This window comes from Geminicoccaceae bacterium, from assembly GCA_020638465.1.
In the GTDB taxonomy this organism is placed as follows: domain Bacteria; phylum Pseudomonadota; class Alphaproteobacteria; order Geminicoccales; family Geminicoccaceae; genus JAGREO01.
Genome location: JACKIM010000002.1, coordinates 1213397 through 1234796, shown reverse-complemented (window position 1 = coordinate 1234796; position 21400 = coordinate 1213397). Strand labels below are relative to the sequence as shown.

Annotated in this window: 22 protein-coding genes; 6 read left to right on the top strand and 16 right to left on the bottom strand. The window is 61.4% G+C overall.

All coding sequences use genetic code 11. The features are described 5' to 3' along the window. Positions 1-53: 53 nt before the first annotated feature. Genes H6851_16010 through H6851_15990 form a run of 5 tightly spaced genes read right to left on the bottom strand, consistent with a single transcriptional unit; the run spans position 54 to position 2855 of the window. Positions 54-371 (bottom strand): YdbL family protein, encoded by a 318-nt coding sequence (locus H6851_16010; protein MCB9945111.1) that lies wholly within the window; start codon positions 369-371, stop codon positions 54-56. Beyond that, positions 371-532, bottom strand: coding sequence for a YnbE family lipoprotein (locus tag H6851_16005; GenBank protein MCB9945110.1), 162 nt, complete (start codon positions 530-532; stop codon positions 371-373). Before H6851_16005 ends, H6851_16010 begins: the two co-directional genes overlap by 1 nt. Continuing rightward, on the bottom strand, positions 510-1358 hold the full coding sequence (locus H6851_16000) for a YdbH domain-containing protein (protein MCB9945109.1): 849 nt from the start codon (positions 1356-1358) through the stop codon (positions 510-512). Before H6851_16000 ends, H6851_16005 begins: the two co-directional genes overlap by 23 nt. After that, on the bottom strand, positions 1330-1764 hold the full coding sequence (locus tag H6851_15995; GenBank protein ID MCB9945108.1) for a response regulator: 435 nt from the start codon (positions 1762-1764) through the stop codon (positions 1330-1332). Before H6851_15995 ends, H6851_16000 begins: the two co-directional genes overlap by 29 nt. Next, positions 1761-2855, bottom strand: a complete 1095-nt coding sequence (locus H6851_15990; GenBank protein ID MCB9945107.1) for a hypothetical protein — start codon at positions 2853-2855, stop codon at positions 1761-1763. Before H6851_15990 ends, H6851_15995 begins: the two co-directional genes overlap by 4 nt. A gap of 379 nt (positions 2856-3234) precedes the next feature. Here H6851_15990 and asnB point away from each other — a divergent pair, with 379 nt between their 5' ends. Further along, positions 3235-5208: an asparagine synthase (glutamine-hydrolyzing) gene (gene asnB, locus H6851_15985; protein ID MCB9945106.1), complete on the top strand. Its 1974-nt coding sequence runs from the start codon at positions 3235-3237 to the stop codon at positions 5206-5208. Here the strand turns inward: asnB and rutR are convergent. Further along, a complete protein-coding gene (gene rutR / locus H6851_15980; GenBank protein MCB9945105.1) occupies positions 5190-5888 on the bottom strand; it encodes an HTH-type transcriptional regulator RutR in 699 nt (232 codons plus the stop codon). The two genes, asnB and rutR, sit on opposite strands and share 19 nt — an antisense overlap. 111 nt (positions 5889-5999) lie before the next feature. Between rutR and H6851_15975 the strand changes: the two genes are divergently transcribed. After that, positions 6000-7247, top strand: coding sequence for a Zn-dependent hydrolase (locus tag H6851_15975; protein MCB9945104.1), 1248 nt, complete (start codon positions 6000-6002; stop codon positions 7245-7247). Between the two features lie 18 nt (positions 7248-7265). Further along, positions 7266-8726: a dihydropyrimidinase gene (gene hydA / locus H6851_15970; GenBank protein ID MCB9945103.1), complete on the top strand. Its 1461-nt coding sequence runs from the start codon at positions 7266-7268 to the stop codon at positions 8724-8726. A 46-nt stretch (positions 8727-8772) separates the two neighbouring features. Here hydA and H6851_15965 read toward each other — a convergent pair whose 3' ends face one another. The 10 genes from H6851_15965 to H6851_15920 all read right to left on the bottom strand — a co-directional run bounded on the left by H6851_15965 (position 8773) and on the right by H6851_15920 (position 18501). Further along, positions 8773-9486 carry an urease accessory protein gene (locus tag H6851_15965; GenBank protein ID MCB9945102.1) on the bottom strand — a complete coding sequence of 238 codons (714 nt, stop codon included), beginning with the start codon at positions 9484-9486 and terminating at the stop codon, positions 8773-8775. Between the two features lie 216 nt (positions 9487-9702). Continuing rightward, a complete protein-coding gene (locus tag H6851_15960; GenBank protein ID MCB9945101.1) occupies positions 9703-10218 on the bottom strand; it encodes a flagellar assembly protein FliW in 516 nt (171 codons plus the stop codon). A gap of 55 nt (positions 10219-10273) precedes the next feature. Next, positions 10274-11167: a hypothetical protein gene (locus tag H6851_15955; protein ID MCB9945100.1), complete on the bottom strand. Its 894-nt coding sequence runs from the start codon at positions 11165-11167 to the stop codon at positions 10274-10276. A 17-nt stretch (positions 11168-11184) separates the two neighbouring features. Next, on the bottom strand, positions 11185-13080 hold the full coding sequence (gene flgK, locus H6851_15950) for a flagellar hook-associated protein FlgK (GenBank protein MCB9945099.1): 1896 nt from the start codon (positions 13078-13080) through the stop codon (positions 11185-11187). Between the two features lie 12 nt (positions 13081-13092). Further along, positions 13093-13509: a hypothetical protein gene (locus H6851_15945; protein MCB9945098.1), complete on the bottom strand. Its 417-nt coding sequence runs from the start codon at positions 13507-13509 to the stop codon at positions 13093-13095. Continuing rightward, on the bottom strand, positions 13506-13805 hold the full coding sequence (locus tag H6851_15940; GenBank protein ID MCB9945097.1) for a rod-binding protein: 300 nt from the start codon (positions 13803-13805) through the stop codon (positions 13506-13508). Before H6851_15940 ends, H6851_15945 begins: the two co-directional genes overlap by 4 nt. A gap of 2 nt (positions 13806-13807) precedes the next feature. After that, a complete protein-coding gene (locus tag H6851_15935; GenBank protein ID MCB9945096.1) occupies positions 13808-14890 on the bottom strand; it encodes a flagellar basal body P-ring protein FlgI in 1083 nt (360 codons plus the stop codon). A gap of 290 nt (positions 14891-15180) precedes the next feature. Then, a complete protein-coding gene (locus H6851_15930) occupies positions 15181-16929 on the bottom strand; it encodes a hypothetical protein (protein MCB9945095.1) in 1749 nt (582 codons plus the stop codon). 54 nt (positions 16930-16983) lie between these two features. Then, positions 16984-18081, bottom strand: a complete 1098-nt coding sequence (gene ychF, locus H6851_15925) for a redox-regulated ATPase YchF (GenBank protein MCB9945094.1) — start codon at positions 18079-18081, stop codon at positions 16984-16986. A gap of 210 nt (positions 18082-18291) precedes the next feature. Beyond that, positions 18292-18501, bottom strand: a complete 210-nt coding sequence (locus H6851_15920) for a cold-shock protein (GenBank protein ID MCB9945093.1) — start codon at positions 18499-18501, stop codon at positions 18292-18294. Between the two features lie 230 nt (positions 18502-18731). Here H6851_15920 and H6851_15915 point away from each other — a divergent pair, with 230 nt between their 5' ends. From H6851_15915 to hfaB, 3 genes are all read left to right on the top strand, one after another. After that, positions 18732-19568 carry an aldo/keto reductase gene (locus H6851_15915; GenBank protein MCB9945092.1) on the top strand — a complete coding sequence of 279 codons (837 nt, stop codon included), beginning with the start codon at positions 18732-18734 and terminating at the stop codon, positions 19566-19568. Between the two features lie 383 nt (positions 19569-19951). After that, complete coding sequence (locus tag H6851_15910; GenBank protein ID MCB9945091.1) at positions 19952-20335, top strand: hypothetical protein; 384 nt, start codon at positions 19952-19954, stop codon at positions 20333-20335. A 111-nt stretch (positions 20336-20446) separates the two neighbouring features. Then, entirely contained in the window at positions 20447-21316 is an 870-nt protein-coding gene (gene hfaB, locus H6851_15905) for a holdfast anchoring protein HfaB (GenBank protein MCB9945090.1), read from the top strand. Positions 21317-21400 lie beyond the last annotated feature (84 nt).

The following is a 21400-nucleotide window of genomic DNA, read 5'->3' as shown; positions in this document are numbered from 1 at the left end:
GATGCGAGCGGTGATATCCGTCACCGCGGGACATCGATGGGCCAACGGCTGTCCTACTTCCTGCGCCAGCCCGAGCTGTCCATCACCCACTCGCCGGCCGGCGCCTTTTCGACCATCTTCTCGCCGGCGATGGCCGCCACGGCCTTCACCGGCACGCTGCGCTTGCCCGCGATTTCGGCATAGCTCTTTTCGCGTTTGGCGTTGATCTCGTCGGCCAGGGATTTTGCCGAACCGCCGGCATCGGGGGGAACGCCCAGATAGCCGTCGATCCGCTCGCCGAGTTCGCCCGAGGCCTTAGCGTCGTCGAGCGGTTCGGCCATCACCGGTGCAGCACCCAGGAGAAGAATGAAGAGAAAGGCGAGAAGGCGCATCAGAACAGCTCCTTGTCCGTCAGCAGTTCATCCACGTCCTTTTCGACCTTGACCCGGACTTCCTGCTCGATCTTGACGTTGAGGTTGATGGTGATGGGTTTCTCGGGAGCTTCGACCTTGACGGTCGGCTGGCAGGCGCTAGCGAGTGCCGCCAGCAGCATGAGGCCGGCGAATGAAGTCCATCGCGTTCCCGGCCAGAATGTCGGGGAGGCGATAGCTGTCGAGGACCTGGCGAACGAGGCCGGCCAGGGCTCCTTCGAGATTGACGTTGAGATCAAACGGGTGTCCTCCATACAGATCCGGGTTCCGGCCTGCGAGTTGCAGGCCCGCTTGCATCGACCCGTCCAGCTTTCCGTCGACTGTAAGCGTCAGGCGATCATAGTGGAAGTTTTCCAGAGCCTGCATCAGCAATGCCATGCCGCCGGCCTCCGCGGGCGTGTCGGTCGGTGCGTTCCCGGATGGACGATAGCGGATGATGCCCGGTTGACGCGACATGACCATGCCACTGTCAATCGCCGGCACGAGATCGGCGCCGACATGGAAAGGCAGGTTGCCGTCGAACAGGCCGTCTCCGGAGAAATCCGGCAGCGCCAGCGTATCGGCGATCGCCCGCAGGCTGATCCCGTCAAGCCACAGGACGGGTGAGCCCCGGGACCCTTCGGGTGTCAGTTCCAGTCCGTCCATCATCGCGCGGCCGCCCAACGCATCGATCCGCAGTCGACCCAGGGTGATGATGGATGTCTTGCGGTCGATGTCGACGCCGTCGATCGTGCCCCGTTCGCCATGCGGCCCGGTAATGGCGATCTGGCCGATATGAATGGAGCGCGGTGAAAACGCCGACGCCGAATGGCCGTCGGTCACCGTCGTGGCGAGGGCGAGCCCGACGAGGATGACCGGCAGGAACGGTCTTGCCAGCCGGTACCCCTTGCCGCCGGCTGCTTCCGGTCGTCGGCTCGTCTCACCCGTTATCGGGCATCGTGGTCTCATCGCTCCGGCATCCGACATCCGGTTTGCCGAACACGCTTCGTGCGAGTTCGTCGACACAGACCGGCTTTCCGAAATAGTAGGTGATGCGGGGATCTTTGCCAGCGCGCAAACGGTCCCTGGGGTGCATCGAAGTCGAGACGATGGCGATTTTCATGGCCGTCAGTCGATCGGCCAGCATCGCATGCAGGCGGTCGATGAACTGGAAGCCATCGACACGTGGCATGTTGATGTCGATGAACATGATGTATCCGCTGAGATCGTCGATGCCGCTCAGAAACTCCATGGCTGGATCGGCCCAGGCGAATTCGAAGATCTCCGCGGTCGAGCCGGCCTTGCGGATGGCACGCTGGACCAGCATCCGGTCGAACCTGTCATCGTCGATGATGATCACCTTGTCGATCGTCACGGTTCGATCCTTTCTGGCATGTGAATGAGGAAGGTGCTGCCGATACCGACTTCGGACCGAAGTTCGATGTGCCAGCGATGCTCCTGGGCGATTCGCCTGCAAAGCGACAGTCCAAGGCCGGTGCCCGGATATTCGTCGAATGTGTGGAGCTTGATGAAGATGTCGAAGACGCTGGCGTGATGTTCGGGGTCGATGCCCATGCCGTTGTCGGTGATGCTCAGGACGACAGCACCGTCGCGCCTCTCGCAGCCCACCTTGATGATGGCCGTGGGCTTGTCGCAGAACTTGAGGGCGTTGCCGAGGAGGTTCCGGAACAGGGCTCTGGCGGCAACCGGGCTCGCGTCGATACGGGGCAGAGGGTCCCGGACGATGACGGCCTTGTGCCTGGAGATCATCTCCTGCATGTCTTCTTCCAGTTGCGTGAACAGCTCTTCGAGGCTGATGGGTGCCATCTGGAAGTTCCTGCGGTCGGAGAGCATCGCATATTGCAGGATGTCGGTAACGAGCGTGCGCATCCGGTCGAGCAACATGATCGAATTGGTGATGTGTTCGAGTGCGGTACGAGGGATCTGGGTCGAATAGTCTTCGAGCACGATGCCCAGCAGGGCCGATACCGTATTGGCGGGCGCCTTCAGGTCGTGGGACGAGGCGTAGGAAAATTCGATCAGGTGCTTGCCGAGATCGTGGGCTTCTTCGAGTTGCCGTTCGGTCCGTTCCTGCAGCTGTACCATTTGCCGCTGGCGGTCACTTGCGGACTGCGACATCTGCCAGGCGGAATGCGCTACCCGATCCAGTTCTCTGACGAAGCTGGTGGATGGATCCGCTGTCGACGTTCCCGGATGGCCATCCATCATGCAGGTGAGATCGTCGACGAAGGAGGTGAGACGGTGCTGCAGGACAGCGAGCAGGGCAGCTGCCGGTATGCAGGCGACGGCGAGCCCGCCCAGCGTCGCGGCCATGCCGGCAGGCCCGGTGGGCTTCCAGGGCCCGGCGATGATACCCGCCTGGATGGTCGCGGCCAGCAACGCCGCACCGGCCAGCGCTCCGAACCCCACAAGGCCGAGAGCGAACCAGATGAACCGTACGGTCATGGCGTCAACTCACCCTATCCGCCGACGCAGAGGTGATCGCGGTGTGATGGCACATGAAGGCCGTTCGGACGACCCGCAGGCGCATATCGGTCCGGCTGGCGATGGTCGATGAAATCCAGGCATGTCGATCTCCAGAACAATGGGAAGATCCTAGCATGAAACAAGATATGATAGGAAGAAAAACCTTAAATATTTTCCACTTGCCATCTTGCAGTACGGACGGGCGGATGTTGGGGGAGCGATTTGTGCGGCGATGTCGTCCTTCAGGTCCCCCTGTTCGTCGTGGCGATGTCCCAAGATACGCTGAAACGGACCACGGTCGGAAATGATCGTCAAAATGGTGTAAAAGCCGGCGTCCCTGATTGTTGTGGAAACAGCCATGTGCGGCTTTGCCGGATTCTATGCCCCTTCTTCGCCTGTCGATGGTGCAGGTGCCGAACAAATTGCCCGGGCCATGGCCCGGCCCATCGAACATCGGGGGCCTGACGCCGATGGCGTCTGGTGCGACACGGACCGGGGTCTTGCGTTTGCCTTCCGGCGCCTTGCCATCATCGATCTGACCGAGGCCGGCCACCAGCCCATGCTCTCGCGGGGTGGTCGGCTGGCCATCGTCTTCAATGGCGAGATCTACAACGCGGCGACACTGAAAGGCCGGCTGGATGAGCGGGGAGTTGTCCTGCGCGGTCACTCCGATACCGAAATCATGGTCGAGCATATGGCGTTGTTCGGCATTGAAAACACGCTGACTCAACTGGTCGGCATGTTTGCCATCGCGGTTTTCGAACGCGAAAGCGGAAGGCTGACGCTGATTCGCGACCGTCTTGGCATCAAGCCGCTGTACTGGGGCCGGTTCGGGGATGCCGTCTTGTTCGGATCGCAGCCCAAGTGCTTCCTGGGCCATCCGCAATTCCGGCCGGTCATGGATGAGGGCGCGGTCGCCCAGTTCCTGCGCCTTGGCTATGTGCCTGCACCGCATTCGATCTACAGCGGAGTGCGCAAGCTCGAACCCGGGCACATGCTGACGATCGACCGGAGCGGCCGGATAGGGGAGTGCTGCTATTGGGACATCGCTGCGGTTGCCGAAGAGGGGGTGAGCGATCCGCTCAAGGTCGATGATGACATGGCGATCGAACAGTACGATGCGCTTCTGACCGACGCAGTAAAGATGCGCATGGTCGCCGATGTGCCCATCGGGGCCTTCCTGTCTGGTGGCATCGACAGTTCCCTGACGGTTTCGCGCATGCAGAAGCTCGCGGGTCGGCCGGTCAAGACCTTCACGATCGGTTTCACCGATCCCCGTTTCGACGAATCGCACCAGGCCATGCGGATCGCCGAACTGTTGGGTACCGAGCACCATGCGCTGACGCTCGATCCGGGCGAGGCGATGGCGCTCATTCCGCAATTGCCCGAATGGTTCGATGAACCCTTTGCCGATTCTTCACAGCTGCCGACGCTGCTCGTCTCTAGATTTGCCCGGGAACATGTCACGGTGTCGCTGTCGGGCGATGGCGGCGACGAGATGTTTGCCGGTTATACCCGTTACGGCGATGTCATGGCGCTCAAGCGAAAGCTTGGCGTCCTTCCCGCGTCGGCGCGGCATTGGCTGAACCGGATCGACCGTTTGCCGGGCGGCGCTATCGGTGCCGTCGAGGCGCTGGGACGCATGGCCGGAACCGAACTGCGCATCGATGAGCGGGCGCAGAGGCTGGCCATGGCTGCCGGCACCCGTCCGACCATGCTGATGCGTGATGTGCTCAGTCACTGGCGACACCCTGACCGGCTGTTTCCCGGCATCGAGGAGCCGGTCGTCGATGCGTGGCAACATGATACCGCCCTCGAAATGCCGGGCGATCTGCAACTCTGTGACATGCGCACCTATCTGCCGGAAGACATCCTTGCCAAGGTCGATCGTGCGAGCATGGCGTTTTCGCTCGAAGCTCGTGTGCCACTTCTTGATCATCGCCTGGTCGAGTATGTCTGGCATTTGGAAGCATCCAAGCGCCATCGTCCGGGACGATCCAAATGGATGCTGCGTGAACTGCTGGCACGCGAGCTGCCGCGGCATTTGTTCGAGCGACCGAAGAAGGGGTTCAGCATTCCGATTCATGAGTGGCTTCGCGGCCCGATGCGGGACTGGGCCGAGGCACTGCTTGATGTCTCCGTGCTGGGGCGACTGCCCGGCATCGATGCGGGTTATGCCCGGACCATGTGGAATCAGCACATCGCTGGCCGGGCCGATCGTCGTTTCGAGTTGTGGAACCTGCTGATGCTGGTTTCCTGGAACGAGCGGTGGATGCGCGGGCGGAACGGGAAAGGGGTGGAAGCGGGCGGTCTCTATGCCCTGTCGGCTTGATTCCGGCTGCGTGGCCTCAGTCCTTCGAAAAGCAGTTGCCGGATGGCCGTGCGCGCATCCGCGGTGAAAGTTCCGTCGTCGAGACCGGTGCCGGAGACGGCCTTTATTTGTGTGTCGAAATCTGCGTAGTGCTGGGTCATCGCCCATATCATGAAGATGAGGTGCAGTGGCTCGACCGGCGCCAGTCGACCGGCATTGATCCATTCCTGGATGAGTGAGCATTTTTCCGCGACGAGATCGCGCAAGTGGCCTTCGAGGACCTCCTTGATGTGCGGCGCGCCCTGGATGATCTCGGTGGCGAACAATCGTGACGCTTCGGGGCGGTCGCGGGCGAGCTCCAGCTTGCGGTCCAGATAGGCTTCGATCTCGTCGAGAGGTTCGCCATCCGCTGTCATTCCCCTGAGCGGTTCCAGCCATTCGTCCAGCGTGTTTTCGAGAACGGCGGCATAGATCTGGCTCTTGGAGCGAAAATAGTAGAGCAGGTTGGGCTTGGACATGCCGGCACGCCCGGCAATCATGTCCAGCGTGGCTCCGCGAAAGCCGTGCTTGGCAAAGACTTCGAGTGCTGCGCTCAGAATGCGCTCGCGATTGGCTTCCTGGATGCGGCTGCCGCTCGCGGACCGCCGGAACGGGGTCTTCTTGCTCACCTGGGGTCTATCCAATGGCGCAAGACAATCCATTCTTGATAATTGACCACATGGTCAAAATTTGCGAATTTTTCGAGAGGAGTCCATGACGGATCGATATAGCTGGCGGCTGTGAGGTCGTCGATGCCCGGGGAGACGTTGCGCATGACTTTGACCAGCAATCTCACGATCAATGGCGAGCGCCTGTGGGATAGTCTCATGGAAATGGCGAAGATAGGTCCGGGTATTGCGGGCGGCAACAATCGCCAGACCCTGACCGATGCCGACGGAGAGGGCCGCAGACTTTTCCGGAGCTGGTGCGAAGCCGAAGGACTCAGCATCGGAATTGACGAGATGGGTACGATGTTCGCCCGCCGCGAAGGCACCGACGCGGATGCACTGCCGGTCATGGTGGGCAGTCATCTCGATACCCAGCCTACCGGCGGCAGGTATGACGGCGTGCTCGGTGTTCTGGGCGGGCTCGAGATTATCCGGACCCTCAATGAACGCGATATCCGGACGCGGCATCCCATCGTCGTGTCCAACTGGACCAATGAGGAAGGGACCCGGTTCGCTCCGGCCATGCTGGCGTCAGGTGTGTTCGCCGGCATCCACACCAGGGAATGGGCCTATGCCCGCACCGATGCCGAAGGCAAGCGGTTTGGGGACGAACTGGAGCGGATCGGCTTCAAGGGCGATGAACCTGTCGGCGCCCGCAAGCTGCATGCCTTCTTCGAACTGCATATCGAGCAGGGGCCGATCCTGGAGGAACAGGGCAGGGATATCGGCGTCGTCACCCACGGCCAGGGGCTGAAATGGTTGCAGATCACGCTGACGGGCCGGGAGAGCCATACCGGCTCGACCCCGATGCCCATGCGTGTCAACGCCGGTCTGGGGATGGCCCGGATCACCCAGCTCGTGGACGAGATCGCCTGGAGCCACGCACCGAATGCCCTGGGTGCGATCGGCCAGTGCGATGTTTATCCCAATTCGCGCAACATCATCCCGGGCAAATGTGTCTTCACTGTCGACTTTCGCTCGCCGAAGAAGGAGATCATTGCCGACATGGTCGAACGGCTTGAAAAGGGTGCACGCGAGATCGCCGGCAAGATCGGGCTGGAGATCGAGATCGAGGAAGTCGGTGCCTTCGATCCCGTGACCTTCGACGAGGGTTGCGTGACTGCCGTGCGCAATGCCGCCGAGCGGCTCGGCTACAGCCACATGAATATCGTCTCTGGCGCCGGACACGATGCCTGCTGGATCAACCGGGTCGCCCCCACAGCGATGGTGATGTGCCCCTGCGTTGGCGGGCTCAGTCACAACGAGGCCGAGGAGATATCGCCACAATGGGCGAAGGCCGGAGCTGAAGTGCTGTTCCATGCGGTGGTCGAGACCGCCGGCATCGTCGAATAGGCAGGTGGAGGAAAGCGTATGAGCAAGGTTATCAAGGGCGGCACGATCGTCACCGCCGACCGGACCTGGGACGCCGATGTTCTCATCGAAGGGGAGAAGATCGCCGAGATCGGAACCGATCTGAAGGGCGACGAAACCGTTGACGCCGCGGGCGCCTATGTCATTCCAGGCGGCATCGACCCGCACACCCATCTGGAAATGCCGTTCATGGGGACGACCGCCGCCGAGACCTTCGAGAGCGGCACCTTTGCGGCAGCGTCGGGCGGTACCACCATGCTCGTCGATTTCTGCCTGCCGGGGAGCGACGGATCGCTCCTGGCCGCGCTCGATGACTGGGACCGCAAATCAAGGGACCAGATCTGCGTCGACATCTCCTATCACATGGCGATCACCGACTGGAACGAGACCATCTTCGGCGAGATGGAAGAAGTGGTGAAGCGCGGCATCAACACCTTCAAGCACTTCATGGCCTACAAGGGTGCGCTGATGGTGCAGGATGACGAGATGTTCGCCTCGTTCAAGCGTTGTGCCGAACTGGGCGCCCTGCCGCTGGTCCATGCCGAAAATGGCGATATCGTTGCCGAGCTGCAGAAGAAATACATGGACGATGGCACCATCGGTCCCGAGGGCCATGCCTATTCGAGGCCGCCGGAGGTCGAAGGCGAGGCCGCCAACCGGGCGATCATGATTGCCGATGCCGCGGGTGTGCCGCTCTATATCGTTCACGTTTCCTGCGAGCAGGCCCATGAGGCCATTCGCCGTGCCCGGCAAAAGGGCATGCGTGTGTTCGGGGAGCCCCTCATCCAGCATCTCAGCCTCGATGAGAGTGAATATTTCGACAGGGACTGGGATCATGCTGCGCGCCGGGTGATGTCGCCTCCGTTTCGCTCGAAGGATCACCAGGCGAGCCTGTGGGCCGGGTTGGCCGCGGGTTCATTGCAGGTCGTTGCCACCGATCATGCGGCTTTCACTACCGAACAGAAGCGGATGGGCCTGAAGGGCTTTCCCATGATTCCCAACGGGACGGGCGGGCTGGAGGATCGATTGTCCGTGCTCTGGACACTGGGGGTGGAAACCGGACGGCTTACGCCCAACGAGTTCGTCGCCGTCACATCGACCAATATTGCAAAGATCCTCAATTGCTATCCGACCAAGGGTGCAATCCTTCCCGGTGCGGATGCGGATATCTGCGTATGGGACCCGAAGCTCTCGAAGACGATCTCCGCGGCGAACCAGAAATCGATCATCGACTACAACGTGTTCGAGGGGATGAAAGTTGGAGCCCTGCCACGATATACCCTGAGCCGGGGAGAGGTCGTCTGGGCTCACGGGCAGAACTCCGAACCACGGCCCGGACGCGGCAGGTTCGTTCGGCGCCCGGCCTTCGCGGCGACCAATCGCGCGCTGTCGAAGTGGAAGGAACTCACGGCCCCGCGCATGGTTCAGCGCGATCCGACCAATATCCCCTCCGGGGTTTGATCCATCGCGGCAGTCCTTGTCGAGGTGGCGGAGACTGCCACCTCGATCAAAATCCCAGTGAGGGGTAATTTTCCAGCATGATACGACTGCCGATGACGATGGCGATGCCTCCGATGCCGGCCATGGCCAACTGTCCCGTCCAGGCCGCACCATGTTCGAAGCGCCGGAGCGGAAGCGAGGCGGCACATGTCAGCAGGGTCATGCCGATGATCGATCCGACGCCGAAGCTGGCGATGTAGGATATCGAAACGGCGGGAGACCGGGTGGTTGCCACGAGGATCGCGAGCAGGGCGCCTGAGCCGGCGGCCCCGTGAACGATACCCACCAGTAGCGGCCGGACGAACCCGTCCCTGTGCCGGTGTTCGACGGGTAGTCCGGTTGGCCCGCCGGCGGTGGCGGCGAGGGCATGGATATGGGGGCGGCCGTCGGCATGTCGGTGAACCCTCAGCCGTATGTGATCGCGAAGAACTCGCCGTATCACATTTGCTCCCAGCAAGGTGATCATGACGCCCACGGCAAATTCCAGCGCAGCTTCCATGCGCGAGGTGATGATGAACCCCGTGAGGAGAGCGCCTCCGCAAACCAGAAACAGGGCAACGGTATGCCCCGTTCCCCACCAGGCTCCACGCAGGGCCATCGACCATGGCGACGAGCGTCGCGCCGACAGTGCCGCGACCGCGGCCAGGTGATCCGCCTCAAGGGCATGCTGCATGCCGAACAGAAGGCCCAGAAGAAGCAGGCCCGCAACATCCATGGTCATTCGGGCCGAACTCCGATCCTGCTCTCAAGATGTTTCTACGGTCCTGATTTTCCTTTTTCGCTGGCCATGTCAAGGTGGCGACTGTCGCAGGGCAGGGCCATTTTCGGTGACATGAACGACTGCTCATGGCAACCGGTGCTGCATGGCCGTCGTGTCAGTGCTGTTTCGGCGAAGATCTCGATGCAAGGATTTTCGCGTCAAAGGGAAGATTGGCACTCAGTCGAGTTCGAACTTCAGCGAATAGTCGGGATTCGGCAAGACCAGCTGCATGGCGCGACGGGCATCGACATCGACGAAGATGGGTGCGCGCAGGTTGACGTACTTGCGGAAACCGCCAGGGGTCCGCTGGAACGTCACGATCAGGAAAACGAGGAGGTTGTCCGCCTCGATCTCGAGGACCTGCGCAGCAGCGGCAACATCTTCGAGATGGAGAATGCTTGTCGGTTCGCTGACCGACATGACGAAGAAACCGACATCAGGTGATTCGACAGCCTGCAGAAGCAGCAGTTCGGTGTTGACCCCCGGGGGCTGCTCAAGCTGGAACAACTCGTGGCCGGGAAAGCCCGGCAGGCCGCCGGGGACCACGATCTGGCGGTCGGCATTCAGCGGGATCGGGCCAAACCGCGATTCGAAGGTCTCGCGAGGTCCGTCATCGGTGCCCGGCTTGCCAGCCGTGGCGATTTCATCGCGATCGAGTGTTGCCGTCGTCACCGAACCCTCCTCGTAGGTCATCCAACGCGAGCTATCCTAACGGGTGATAGTTAACAGCTCTTGAAGATTTGAACGGTCAGCGGATGAAATCGGCAAGAGAAAGCTGACTGATCTGGGAAATCGCAACATAGGATGCCTCAAGGGTATTCCGGTCCTGTGCAAGGCGGGTCATGACCGTGGGCAGATCCGTGTCCTCGATGCGGCTGACGATTTCGCCCAGATAGTCGGAAGTGCTGCGCTGGCTGTCGGTAATCGCTTCGAGGCGTTCCATGCGCACGCCGGCACTCCCGCGCAGAGTGCTGATCGTGTCGAGATTGTCATCAAGACGTTCGAGACTGTCGCTCAGCGCCGTCATGTCGCCCGAATTGTGAGCTGCCTTGATGTCCGCCAGCGTTTCGAGAATGGGTATGACGTCGGCGGCCGTTGCCGGGGCGTCTACGGTTACCTCGTCATCCGCGCGGATCGAAATCCTGATCGTGTCGCCCCGATATGCATCGGCAAGGTCGGTCGCGTCGTTGACCGCGGACGGCAGGTCGACAGGCTTGATGTTCGTCTTGCTCCCCGAGAACAGGTAGCGGTTGTCGAGCTTGATGTTCAGTTGCCCGGCGGCTTCCTCAAGCATCATGTCGACCTCGGAATCGAGTGGCAGGTCGGCGCCGGCAGGGCCCGAAAGCCGTTCGACGACGAGGACGCGCATGCGGTCGAGCATGTTGGCGATATTACCGAGCGCTCCATCCATCGCCTGGAGGCGATCGATGCCCGTCAGGTTCTGGGAGATGTGGGCATCGGCAATGGCCCTTTCCTGTTTTGCCGACACCAGCAGCGAGGCCTGTTCGCTGATCTTCGAATATTCCTGGGCAGACTTGCCGGTGGCGATCGCCAACTGGTCGTCGCGTATCCGCTCCTGCGTTTGCTGGGTATAGCTTGCCAGACGGGTATTGTGAGCGTAGTCACCGATGCGGCTGAACATGGAAGTCGTTCCTCACTCTAGCGCCCGACATTCATCAGTTCGTCGAACAGCTCGTTGGTCACGGTCATCACACGGGCTGAAACCGTATAGGCGCGTTGATAGATGATGAGCTTCGACAGCTCCTCGTCGAGATTCACTCCCGAGATGGAGGACTGGCGTTGCAGCAGTTCGTCAGTCAGCGCCTGGTTCGACGCGGCCCGATTGTCGGCTTCGGCGGCATCCGAGGCCTGGGCGCCGATCACATCGGAGATATAGTCGACGATCGTGGTTGTTCTCCCGGCGAGGCCGCCCCGGTCGATGGTGGTGAAGTCGGAACGGACGGCGGCAGCGAGATTCTGAAGGCCGCGATTGTCGCCTGCACCGCCGATTTCCGCGGTTCCGGTCGAATAGTCGAGTATGGCCTGGCCAATTCGGGACTGGTCGGAGGAAATATCCGGTCGAACGGACAGCTCGGTCGTCTTGGTTCCGTCCTGAACGATGAGATCGTTCAACCCGAAATAATGCGCAAACCCGTAATTCCAGTCGCGGCCATTATTGTCGGTGAAGGCAATGCTGCTGGTGTCTTCGGACAGCGCAACGCCATAAGGCTGACCACTGACATCATTCCCCATGGTGATTTCAAGCCGGTTGTCGGCTGTGATCGTCGCGCTGCCAAAGCCGCCCAGCTGGGTATTCAGATCGGTGACTAGATCGACTGCCGAGGGATAGGTCGACATGTCGAGCGAGATGTCGGTAGCCAATGTTCCATCGGCAGCGAATACCGCGACATGGGCAATGCCGGTCGCCGTGCCGGTCCCGGCCGCGGCATCGAAATCGGCAAAGCCGGATCTCGTGCCGCTGAATTCGGTTGGCAGAGGGTAGGGCATGGCATTGTTGTGCGCCTTGTTGACATTGTAGCGCACCATGGTGGCGATCTCGGAAATCTGGTCGGCCAGTTGCGGCAGCTTGCGATCCCGGGCCTCCAGCAACCCCTGCAACTTGCCTGTCCGAAGCGGCGAGACGACAATCTGGTCGGAGTCGGCGATGGCATCGTTGGCAAGCTCGGGCGTCAGGTCCATTCTCAGGCCGGAACTGACCAGCACCGAACCGGTTTCCCCGGCTTTGGGCAAGCCTGTCTCGGCGTCGATCTGCCGGTAGTCATAGACGTCGATCGACCGAAATGCCGTACTGTCGGTGACACTGGCCGCCGGAGTGTAGATCAGCTTCTTCGGTCCGTATTCGAGGAGCGCCTCGCCATTGGCGGTATACACCGCGATGGTATTGTTCTCGTGGGTGAAGACGCCGATATCGATCTTCCCGGCGAGGTCCTCAAGGACCTGATCGCGCTGATCGAGCAATTCGGCCGTGGGAATGGCGCGGGCGAATTGCTGGTTGAGGTGATCGAGGCGTTGAATGTCGCCGTTGATGGAATCGATGGTACTCTTGATCTGGCGATCGACATCACCACGCAGGCCCTGGACTGCCGTGGCGTTTCCATCGATCTCGTTCAGCATGTCCTCGAGCTCGGCCATCATCGTGCTGCGGGTGGCGGCATTCTCGGGCGAGGTCGCAACGGCCTCGATCGAGGCGGTGAAATCGGCAAACTTGTTGGACAATCCGCGGTCGCCATCTCCGGGCGCACCGAAAACCCGCATTTCCACCTGGTCGAGCACATCGCTGAGGGCATTGCTTCGACCGAGAAATCCCAGTTGCTTGCGGATCTCGACATCGAGGAACTCATCGACGATCCGGGTCGCTTCCTCGGTGTCAACGCCGTAGCCTTCGCCCTCGATGATACGCGTGGACTGGTGGACTTCCTTGCGCGAGAAACCGTCGGTATTGGCATTGGCGACATTATTGGCCGTAGTGCCAAGGGCGCGCTGGGCCGAATTCAGGCCGGTGAGGGCAGTCTGGAGGGTATAGGTGAGAGACATCAGTCCTGCTCCTCAGATCCGGTGGTTGAAGGCAACCGATATGACACGTCCACGGCTGTCGCTGTCATATCCGGATGGCCTGTTGCGGCGCTGTTCGAGCGTGCGGCCGAGACGACGGACGATCCGGTCGACAACGGTCCGTGCGGCTTCAACCGCATGCGCATTGCGGCGGCTGGCCGATTGCAGCGTTCGGACGGCATCCTCGAAGCTCTGGCGAACTTCGATCGGCAGGGCGCCCAGAACCTCGGGTTCCTTGCGCAGCCTGTACATCTCGATCTCGTAGGCCTCGGCGAGGGCAACCTTTTCATTCTGAAGCGCTTCCAGCCGCTCGATCTTCATCGCCCGCAGATATTCGGTCTCCTCGTCCAGGAGGTTCTGCAGCTGGAGCATCAAGGTCATGACCACGGTCACTTGTTCGAGCGGGCTCATTCCGGCTGTTCCTGCATCTTCAACATTTCCTTGAGCACGGCATCGGCAATGCCGATGCCGCCACTGCGGCTGATGAGCTTGGCGTATTCCTGCTGCAGCATGTCGGCGAACGGATTGCTGTCGCTATCCGCGAGTGGTCCACTGTCTTCGAGACCGGTCGACAGCCCGCGCAGGACCTGGGACAGGAACACGGATTCGAACTCGTCGGCTGTCGCCCGCATCCTTGCCGTCGGGACTGACCCTGCGGCATCGCTGGCGGGTGCACCGACATTGCCGTGGAAGTCGATGTTGCTCATGCTCACATCACCTCGATATCGGCCTGTAGCGCACCGGCTGCGCGGATGGCCTGGATGATGCTGATCATGTCGCGCGGCCCGATGCCGAGCGCATTGAGACCGTCCACCAGTGTTTCCAGGGTCACGCCGGGTTCGAGAACGACCAGCTTCTTGTCGTCGTTCTGATCGACCTGAACGTTGGTCTGGGGCTGCACAGCGGTCTGCCCGCCGGAAAATGGCGGCGGCTGAACCACTTGGGGATTCTCCGTGACCCGTACCGTGAGGTTGCCCTGGGCCACCGCCACCTTGGAGATGGTGACATTGGCGCCCATGACGATGATACCGGCACTTTCGTCGATCACGATGCGCGCAGGCTGGTCGGGTTCGACCCTCAACTGCTCGATGTCGGTGAGCAGGCGTGCGGTCTTGCCGGAAAAACGCTGCGGCAGCGGTATGCGTACCGTTGCGGAGTCGGTTGCCGAGGCCACATTGTCGCCGAGATGGCGATTGATGGCGGTCGCTATCCGTTCGGCGGTGGTAAAGTCGGGATTGCGCAGGGTGAGGCTGACGCTGCGCAGGTCATCGAGGGCGAACTCGACCTCCCGCTCGACAATCGCGCCATTGGGAATGCGTGCTCCGGTTGGTACGCCCCTGGTCACCGTCTCGGCATTGCCAGCCGCGGAAAAGCCTCCGACCGCCAGTGCTCCCTGACTGACGGCGTAGACCTCGCCATCGGCACCGACCAGCGGTGTCACCAGCAGCATGCCGCCGAGCAATGACTTGGCATCGCCCATGGCGCTGACACTGACGTCGATCCGGCTTCCCTGGCGCGCGAACGGTGGCAGTGTCGATGTGACCATCACTGCGGCGACGTTCTTCGTGTTGAGATTGGCACCACGGGTACTGACACCCAGGCGTTCCAGCATGGCCACCAGGCTCTCCTGGGTGAACATCGAATTGCGAAGCGAATCTCCGGTGCCATTTAGGCCGACAACGAGGCCATAGCCGACAAGCATGTTGTCGCGGACGCCCTCGAAATCGGCAATGTCCTTGATCCGCACCGACGCATTCGCGCCGGCACCAAGCATCAGGATCATCGTGGTCATGAGGACAAGGCGCAACAAGCATTTCCCCTTTCATCCGTGGCGGAAGTTCTCCGCTCAAGCTGCCGGAACCGACTCTGTCCGACTTCAAGCAAGAGGCGTGCCAATGTTCGGCATGCCTGCATTCTGACAGTTTCAGCGGGTGGAATTCGTCGATGTCACCGGCAAATTCATCCGCCCGTCGGCAAGTTTTGCCGGGTGGAGGATGAAATCGGGCGCCGGCAATCCCCGCCCATCGATCCCGGCCCTTTCACAAGCATCATTGCCCGGGTGAATGGTGGGTGGGCAGATGTTTATAAACGGTGAACGAGGATAAGTTTGTCGGTCCCGGTCATCTGCATTTCGCCGACCTTCTCGGTTCTGACCTGACTGCCCCGGAGATGGTCGAAGGTCGCGGCGGCGATGAGAATGGTCGTTCGCTCGGCGGGGCTGACCGACTTGCCGAGCTGTTCGAGGCGTTGTGCGACGTTTACCGTATCTCCGACGAGCGTGTAGTTCAGCCGTCCCGGCGCACCGATATTGCCGACAAGTGTCGGGCCGCTCTGGATTCCGATCCGGATCGCCGGTGATCCGGGGTCGGCCGCGAGTGCCGCACGGATGGCGAGCGCGGCCCGGCAGGCCCGTGCCGCGTGGTCGTCCTGAATTTCCGGGGCCCCCCAGAATGCCATCACGCTGTCGCCGATATATTTGTCGATCGTGCCGCCCTCAGCTTCGATGCATTCCTTGAGAATGGCAAAGTGATGGTTGAGGAAGGCCGCGACTGCAGCCGGATTTTTGCCCGTTGTATGCCGGGTGAAACCGACGATATCCGTGAACATCACGCTGACATCGAGTTCGCGTGAAGGGACGCCCGAGGCGCCGTGTGTCCGGATGAGATATTGTACAAGCCGGCGTGGTACATAAGCCTCGAACCACTTGAGGGCCGCGGTCATGCCGTTGAGGGCCTCGGTTGCGGTGTGCAATTCCCGGATCGAGCTCGGTGGAAGCGGTTCGAGCCGGTCGAACTGGAGATCGCCCACCTTGTGGGCAAAATCGGCCAAGCGTACCAATGGGCGGCTAAGTCGCCGTCCGATCCAGAACGTCAAGACCACGGCCGCGAGACTCACCACCAGGCTGAGCGCGATCAGTCCCATGAAACGCCGGACCTGTTCGCCCGCTTCGCTGGCAGGAACATGTGTGCCGATTGTCCAGGCGAGGTCCGTGAATCCCTTGACCTGCCTGGTGATGATGGCGCGACGGACACCATCGACCTCGATGGCCTTGCTCGTCGCGTTGACACCGGGGGCGATCTCGGAAAGCCGGTCCGGCTTGGCATCGTTGAACGCGGCCAGCACCCGGTCGGTGGCTTCGGCGACCTCGACCAGAGGATGCTCGGAAGTCAGGTCGGCCGTTGCGGGATCGAACCCGTTATAGCCGAGGATCCACCGGCCGCCATGCAGCACGAACACCGGCTGGCCGACTTCATTGGCCAGCACGGTCAACTGGCGGGCGAACGTGTCGATCTCGATGGCGGCCAGTACCAGCCGCTCCCTGCCGTCGCCGAGGTCGAGCCTGAGCCTGGCATTGATCACTGTCGTCCTGACGATGGGGCTCCATGTCGGAGGTCCCCAGACGACCCGGTCACCGGCGGAATCCCAGTCGAAGAATCCGTCTTCGCTTCCCGCATCGACCCTGAATTGTGAAAATTGCGGCGAACCGTCACGTTCCTGGTGAATCAGTCCCACGCCCCGCTCGACCACGCCAACGCCCTTGATCTGGTCGGCGGCTGCAAGCATGCCACGCAGGAAGTCGACGGTGCGTTCGTCCTTCAGCGACGGGTCGAGTTGACCACTCTGCATCCGATCGCGGATCAGTCGCAGGCGCGCTTCGACAGGATGCAGATAATTGATGACCCCGCGTTCGATGGCATCGAGCGTCAGGTTTATGCGGGCAGTAAGCAACTGGCGGGTATTTTCGCCCGCCGTGTAAAGGCTGCCGACAATAAAGGTGCCCAGCGTCACGACCAGCATCGCGCAGAAGGCAAGGGCGAGCGCCGTGGCCATCGAGAACAGGCATCGTGGTCGTCGTGTCAGCCGTGCGATCGGCGCCCCCCCGGATCAGACGTTGAAGCGGAAGTGAAAGACGTCGCCATCCTGCGCGACATAGTCCCTGCCTTCCAGTCTCATTCTTCCCGCTTCCCTGGCTCCCTGTTCGCCGCCAAGACGTACATAGTCGTCGAATGCTATGGTCTCCGCGCAGATGAAGCCACGTTGGAAATCGGTATGGATGACGCCCGCCGCCTCCGGTGCGCTGGCGCCTCGATGCACCGTCCAGGCCCGCGCTTCCTTGGGACCGACGGTGAAGAAGGTCAGCAGGTTCAGCAGTGCGTATCCTTCCCGGATGACCCGGTGCAGGCCCGGCTCATCGAGCCCGAGGCTTGCCAGGTACTCGCTCCGGTCGGCCGCGGGCAGGGTGGTGAGTTCGGCCTCGATTGCAGCCGAGACGACAACGCTGCCGGCCCCGATGCCTTCGGCCATGGCCGCGGCTCCGGCGCTTGTGGCATTGCCGGCGGCAGCCGAGCCCTCGTCGACGTTGAGAACGAACAGAACGGGCTTGGAAGTGAGGAGATTGAAGGAGCGGAGCGCTGTGCGCTGGTCGTCGTCAAGCTTGAGCGACCGGGCCGAACGCCCTTCCTGCATCAAGGGCAGGATCTGTTCGAGCAGGGCCAGGCGGGATCTGGCATCCTTGTCCTGTCCGCGTACCCGCTTGACCAGCGAGTCCCTTTGTCGCTCCAGGCTGTCGATGTCGGCGAGCAGCAGCTCCGTTTCAATCAGTTCGGCATCGCGCAGAGGGTCGATCGAGCCTTCGACATGAGTGATGTCGTCATCCTCGAAACAGCGCAGGACATGCAGGATCGCGTCGACCTCGCGAATGGCTCCGAGGAACTGGTTGCCCAACCCCTCGCCCTTGGAGGCTCCCCGGACGAGCCCGGCGATATCCTTGATTTCCAGCTGGGTTGCGATGGTTTTGACCGACTTCGCCAGTTGCGCCAGCCGGTCGAGGCGGGGATCGGGTACGGGAACCCTGCCGATGTTGGGTTCGATGGTACAAAATGGATAGTTCGCGGCTGCAGCCGCGGCCGTTTCCGTCAGGGCATTGAAAAGTGTCGATTTGCCGACATTGGGCAGACCGACGATGCCGCAGTTGAAACCCATTGCGGTTCCTTGTCTCTTGGCGTGCCGTGGATGATGGGCTTGTGGCCAAAATGCGCGGCAGATGCAAGGGGCGCGGCGGTCGCGTTTTTCACAGCAGACAATCGGGAAACGGCATGTCCGGACAACGCTACCGCGGGCGATGAAAAAGAAGAAGCCCCCCGAAAATTTCGGAGGGCTTCGTTCGGCAGTATGACCGGTTTTGAGACGGTCTTAGCCGACGCGCTTCAGGTTCTCGGCCGAGCTCTTGCCGTTTCTGCCACGGACCAGCTCGTACTCGATTTTTTCACCCTCGCGCAGGCCGTCCATGCCGGCCCGCTCGACAGCGGAAATGTGGACAAAGGCGTCAGGGCCGCCATTGCTGGGCTGGATGAAGCCGTAACCCTTCGTGGTGTTGAACCACTTAACAGTACCAGTCTGCAAAACTTGACCTCTAAGAGTAGTGCATCGCCAGCGACGTGCTTGCGATGAGGATAATTCCACGGCACCCGAAGAGTGTTCCATTGGAACTAGCCCGCATCGGTTATGGAGCACGGACCGCCGCGACGCAAGCGCTTCTTTCATCCGGCGGATGATTGCGCTATTGGGGGATAATGCGCAAACGGGGAAGGTATCGTATGTTAGGCAAACGTCGTTTCGGTCGGACGGGGCACATGAGTTCATGCGTGCTGTTTGGCGGTGCTGCGCTCAAGGATGTCGACCAGTCGGTTGCGGACAGGGTTCTGGACCTGTTGCTCGAACATGGTGTCAACCACATCGATACGGCCGCAAGCTATGGCGACAGCGAGCTTCGTATCGGCCCGTGGATGGACCGCCATCGCGATGATTTCTTCCTCGCGACCAAGACCGGCGACCGCAGCTACAAGGGTGCGCGGGATAGCATCGGGCGTTCGCTCGAACGCCTGCGCACGGACCATGTCGATCTCATTCAGCTTCATGCCCTGATCCATCCCGACGAGTGGGACGAGGCGATGGGCGAAGGAGGTGCGCTGGAAGCCTGTGTCGAGGCGCGGGAACAGGGGCTGGTGCGATATATCGGCGTCACCGGGCATGGCTGGAATGTTGCCGCGATGCACCGGCGTTCGCTGTTGCGCTTCGATTTCGATTCCATTCTCCTGCCCTATAACTGGTTCACGGCCCACCACGGCACTTACGCGAGGGATTTCGAGGATGTGGTGGCGCTGGCCGAACGCCGTGACGTGGCCGTGCAGACGATCAAGTCGATTGCCCGCGGTCCATGGTCGGCCATCATGGAGCGTCGGCGGGCGACCTGGTACGAACCGCTGGAAGAGGAGGAAGACATCGGTGTCGCTGTGAAATGGGTTCTCGGGCGTCCGGGAGTGTTCCTGAATTCCGTGGGTGATGTCGACCTGCTGCCGGCTGTCCTGCGCGCGGCATCGGGAAGCGATGAACCGGAAGCCATGCCCGACAATGCGGTCATGGCGGAAATGAGCCAGCGCATGGGACTTTCCAGCATATTCGGCCTCTGACACCCCGGCGAGGTCGTTCGTCGGAGACGTGACGTATGGCGGCACCTTTTCCCGAGTGGGAAAGGTGCCGTTTTCTTTTCATTGCTGTCGGTAAAAAATGTGCCGCATGAGGATATCGATGTGACGACGACGAACTGTTTTCCGTGTTGTTATCAAGAATGAATTAATGGCAATTCAAACTACGGTAGAATTCAAAGGATTTACAAAATAATTAAAAATATAATTTGAATTAACGTTAATAAAAAAGAATGGTGAATGATCGTTTTATTTGTAGCGTTAACGGGATGAAATGATGATATTGCAGTTCATCGAAGCGGCGGGATGAACTTCAGGGTTTGCCGCAGACTTCGAGAAGATGATCGACAGTTCTGCGGGAAGAAGACATGCGTTACCTGGCATTGGGCGTTGCGGTTGTTGTGGCGGGTCTTTCGGTTCGGGCCGAGGCCTTCCAGGATGACTGGCGCGGGCGGGGTCTGGAGACGCCCATCGGCGTCGACGGCGGCCGCATGGAAGAAGGCCCGATGCCGTTTCTGCGCGACGAGATGGGTCGCCGGGTCGAGGTGCGTGCGCCCTACGGCACGACGCTGTCCACGGCCATCGGCAACCTGATCAATGTCCAGGCAGGCCGCGGGGCCACGGTGGTGATCAACGCGATGCAGATCAACACCGGCAACCAGCGGGCCACCACCACCATCGACGGTTCCACCGCCGATGCCATGCTGAAGAATGTCGAGACCGTCGAGCCGGCGGCCGGCCCGGCCAACTGAGCCTTCCTTTCCCCCATCATCGTCCCCATGGCCCGGCCGGCCTCCACCCCTGACCACCGACGGATAGCGATATCTCGATCCCCGGATCGACAACAAACAAAAGGTTCGACCATGCTGAGCAAGATTTCCCTGAAGAGGGCGTCGGCGGCCCTGTGCTGTCTGGCCGCCACCGCCTGCACCAATCCCTACGCCACCGGCGGCAACTACGCCTCGCCGATCGGCGGCGCCCCGGTCCTGGAGAACCCCTCGCTCTACACCCCCGCGCTCACCTGCCTGTCCCTGGAGATGGCGATGAAGGGCCGCGGCCCGGCCACCGTCACCGTCGGCAAGATCCTCGACTATACCGGCAAGGACGACCTCGAGACCGGCAAGCGGCTGACCCAGGGTGCCGCCCTGATGGCGATGTCCGCGCTGGGCAAGGCGAAGATCCCGCAGGTCGAACGCTTCGACACCTCGGTCACCGAGCTCGAACTCAAATGGGCCGACAACAAGCTCATCGGCGACCCCGCCTCGGACAAGGGCTACCGGCCGATCCTCGCCGGCCAGATCGAGGGGTCCGACTACCACATCATCGGCGGCATCACCGAGATGAACTACAACATCCGCTCGAACAATGTCGAACTGCTGTTCGACGCCTTCTCCGGCAGCGGCCGCACCTACGTCATGAACATCGGCGTCGACCTGCGCCTGGTGAACAGCCGCACGCTCAAGGTGGTCGACACGGTGTCCTACCAGAAGCAGGTCATCGGCCGCGAGATCCGCGCCGGCGTGTTCGAGTTCTTCGGCAACAAGGTGTTCGACCTCGGCCTCGGCGAACGCTCGCTCGAACCCATCCAGCTGGCCGTCCGTTCGGTCATCGAGCGCGGCGTGTTCGAGCTGATGCGCGACCTGCACAAGCTGCCGCGCAACACCTGCGGCGACGTGCTCGGCCATTCCGACGCCCAGATGGAGGATGCCTCCGCCATCAGGACCGGGTCCTGACCGCCGCCCGCCGCTTCCCTTCCACCCTTTCCATCCACCCCCGCGAGCCGGCTTCCCCCATCCGGTCCGGTTCGCCCCTGACGA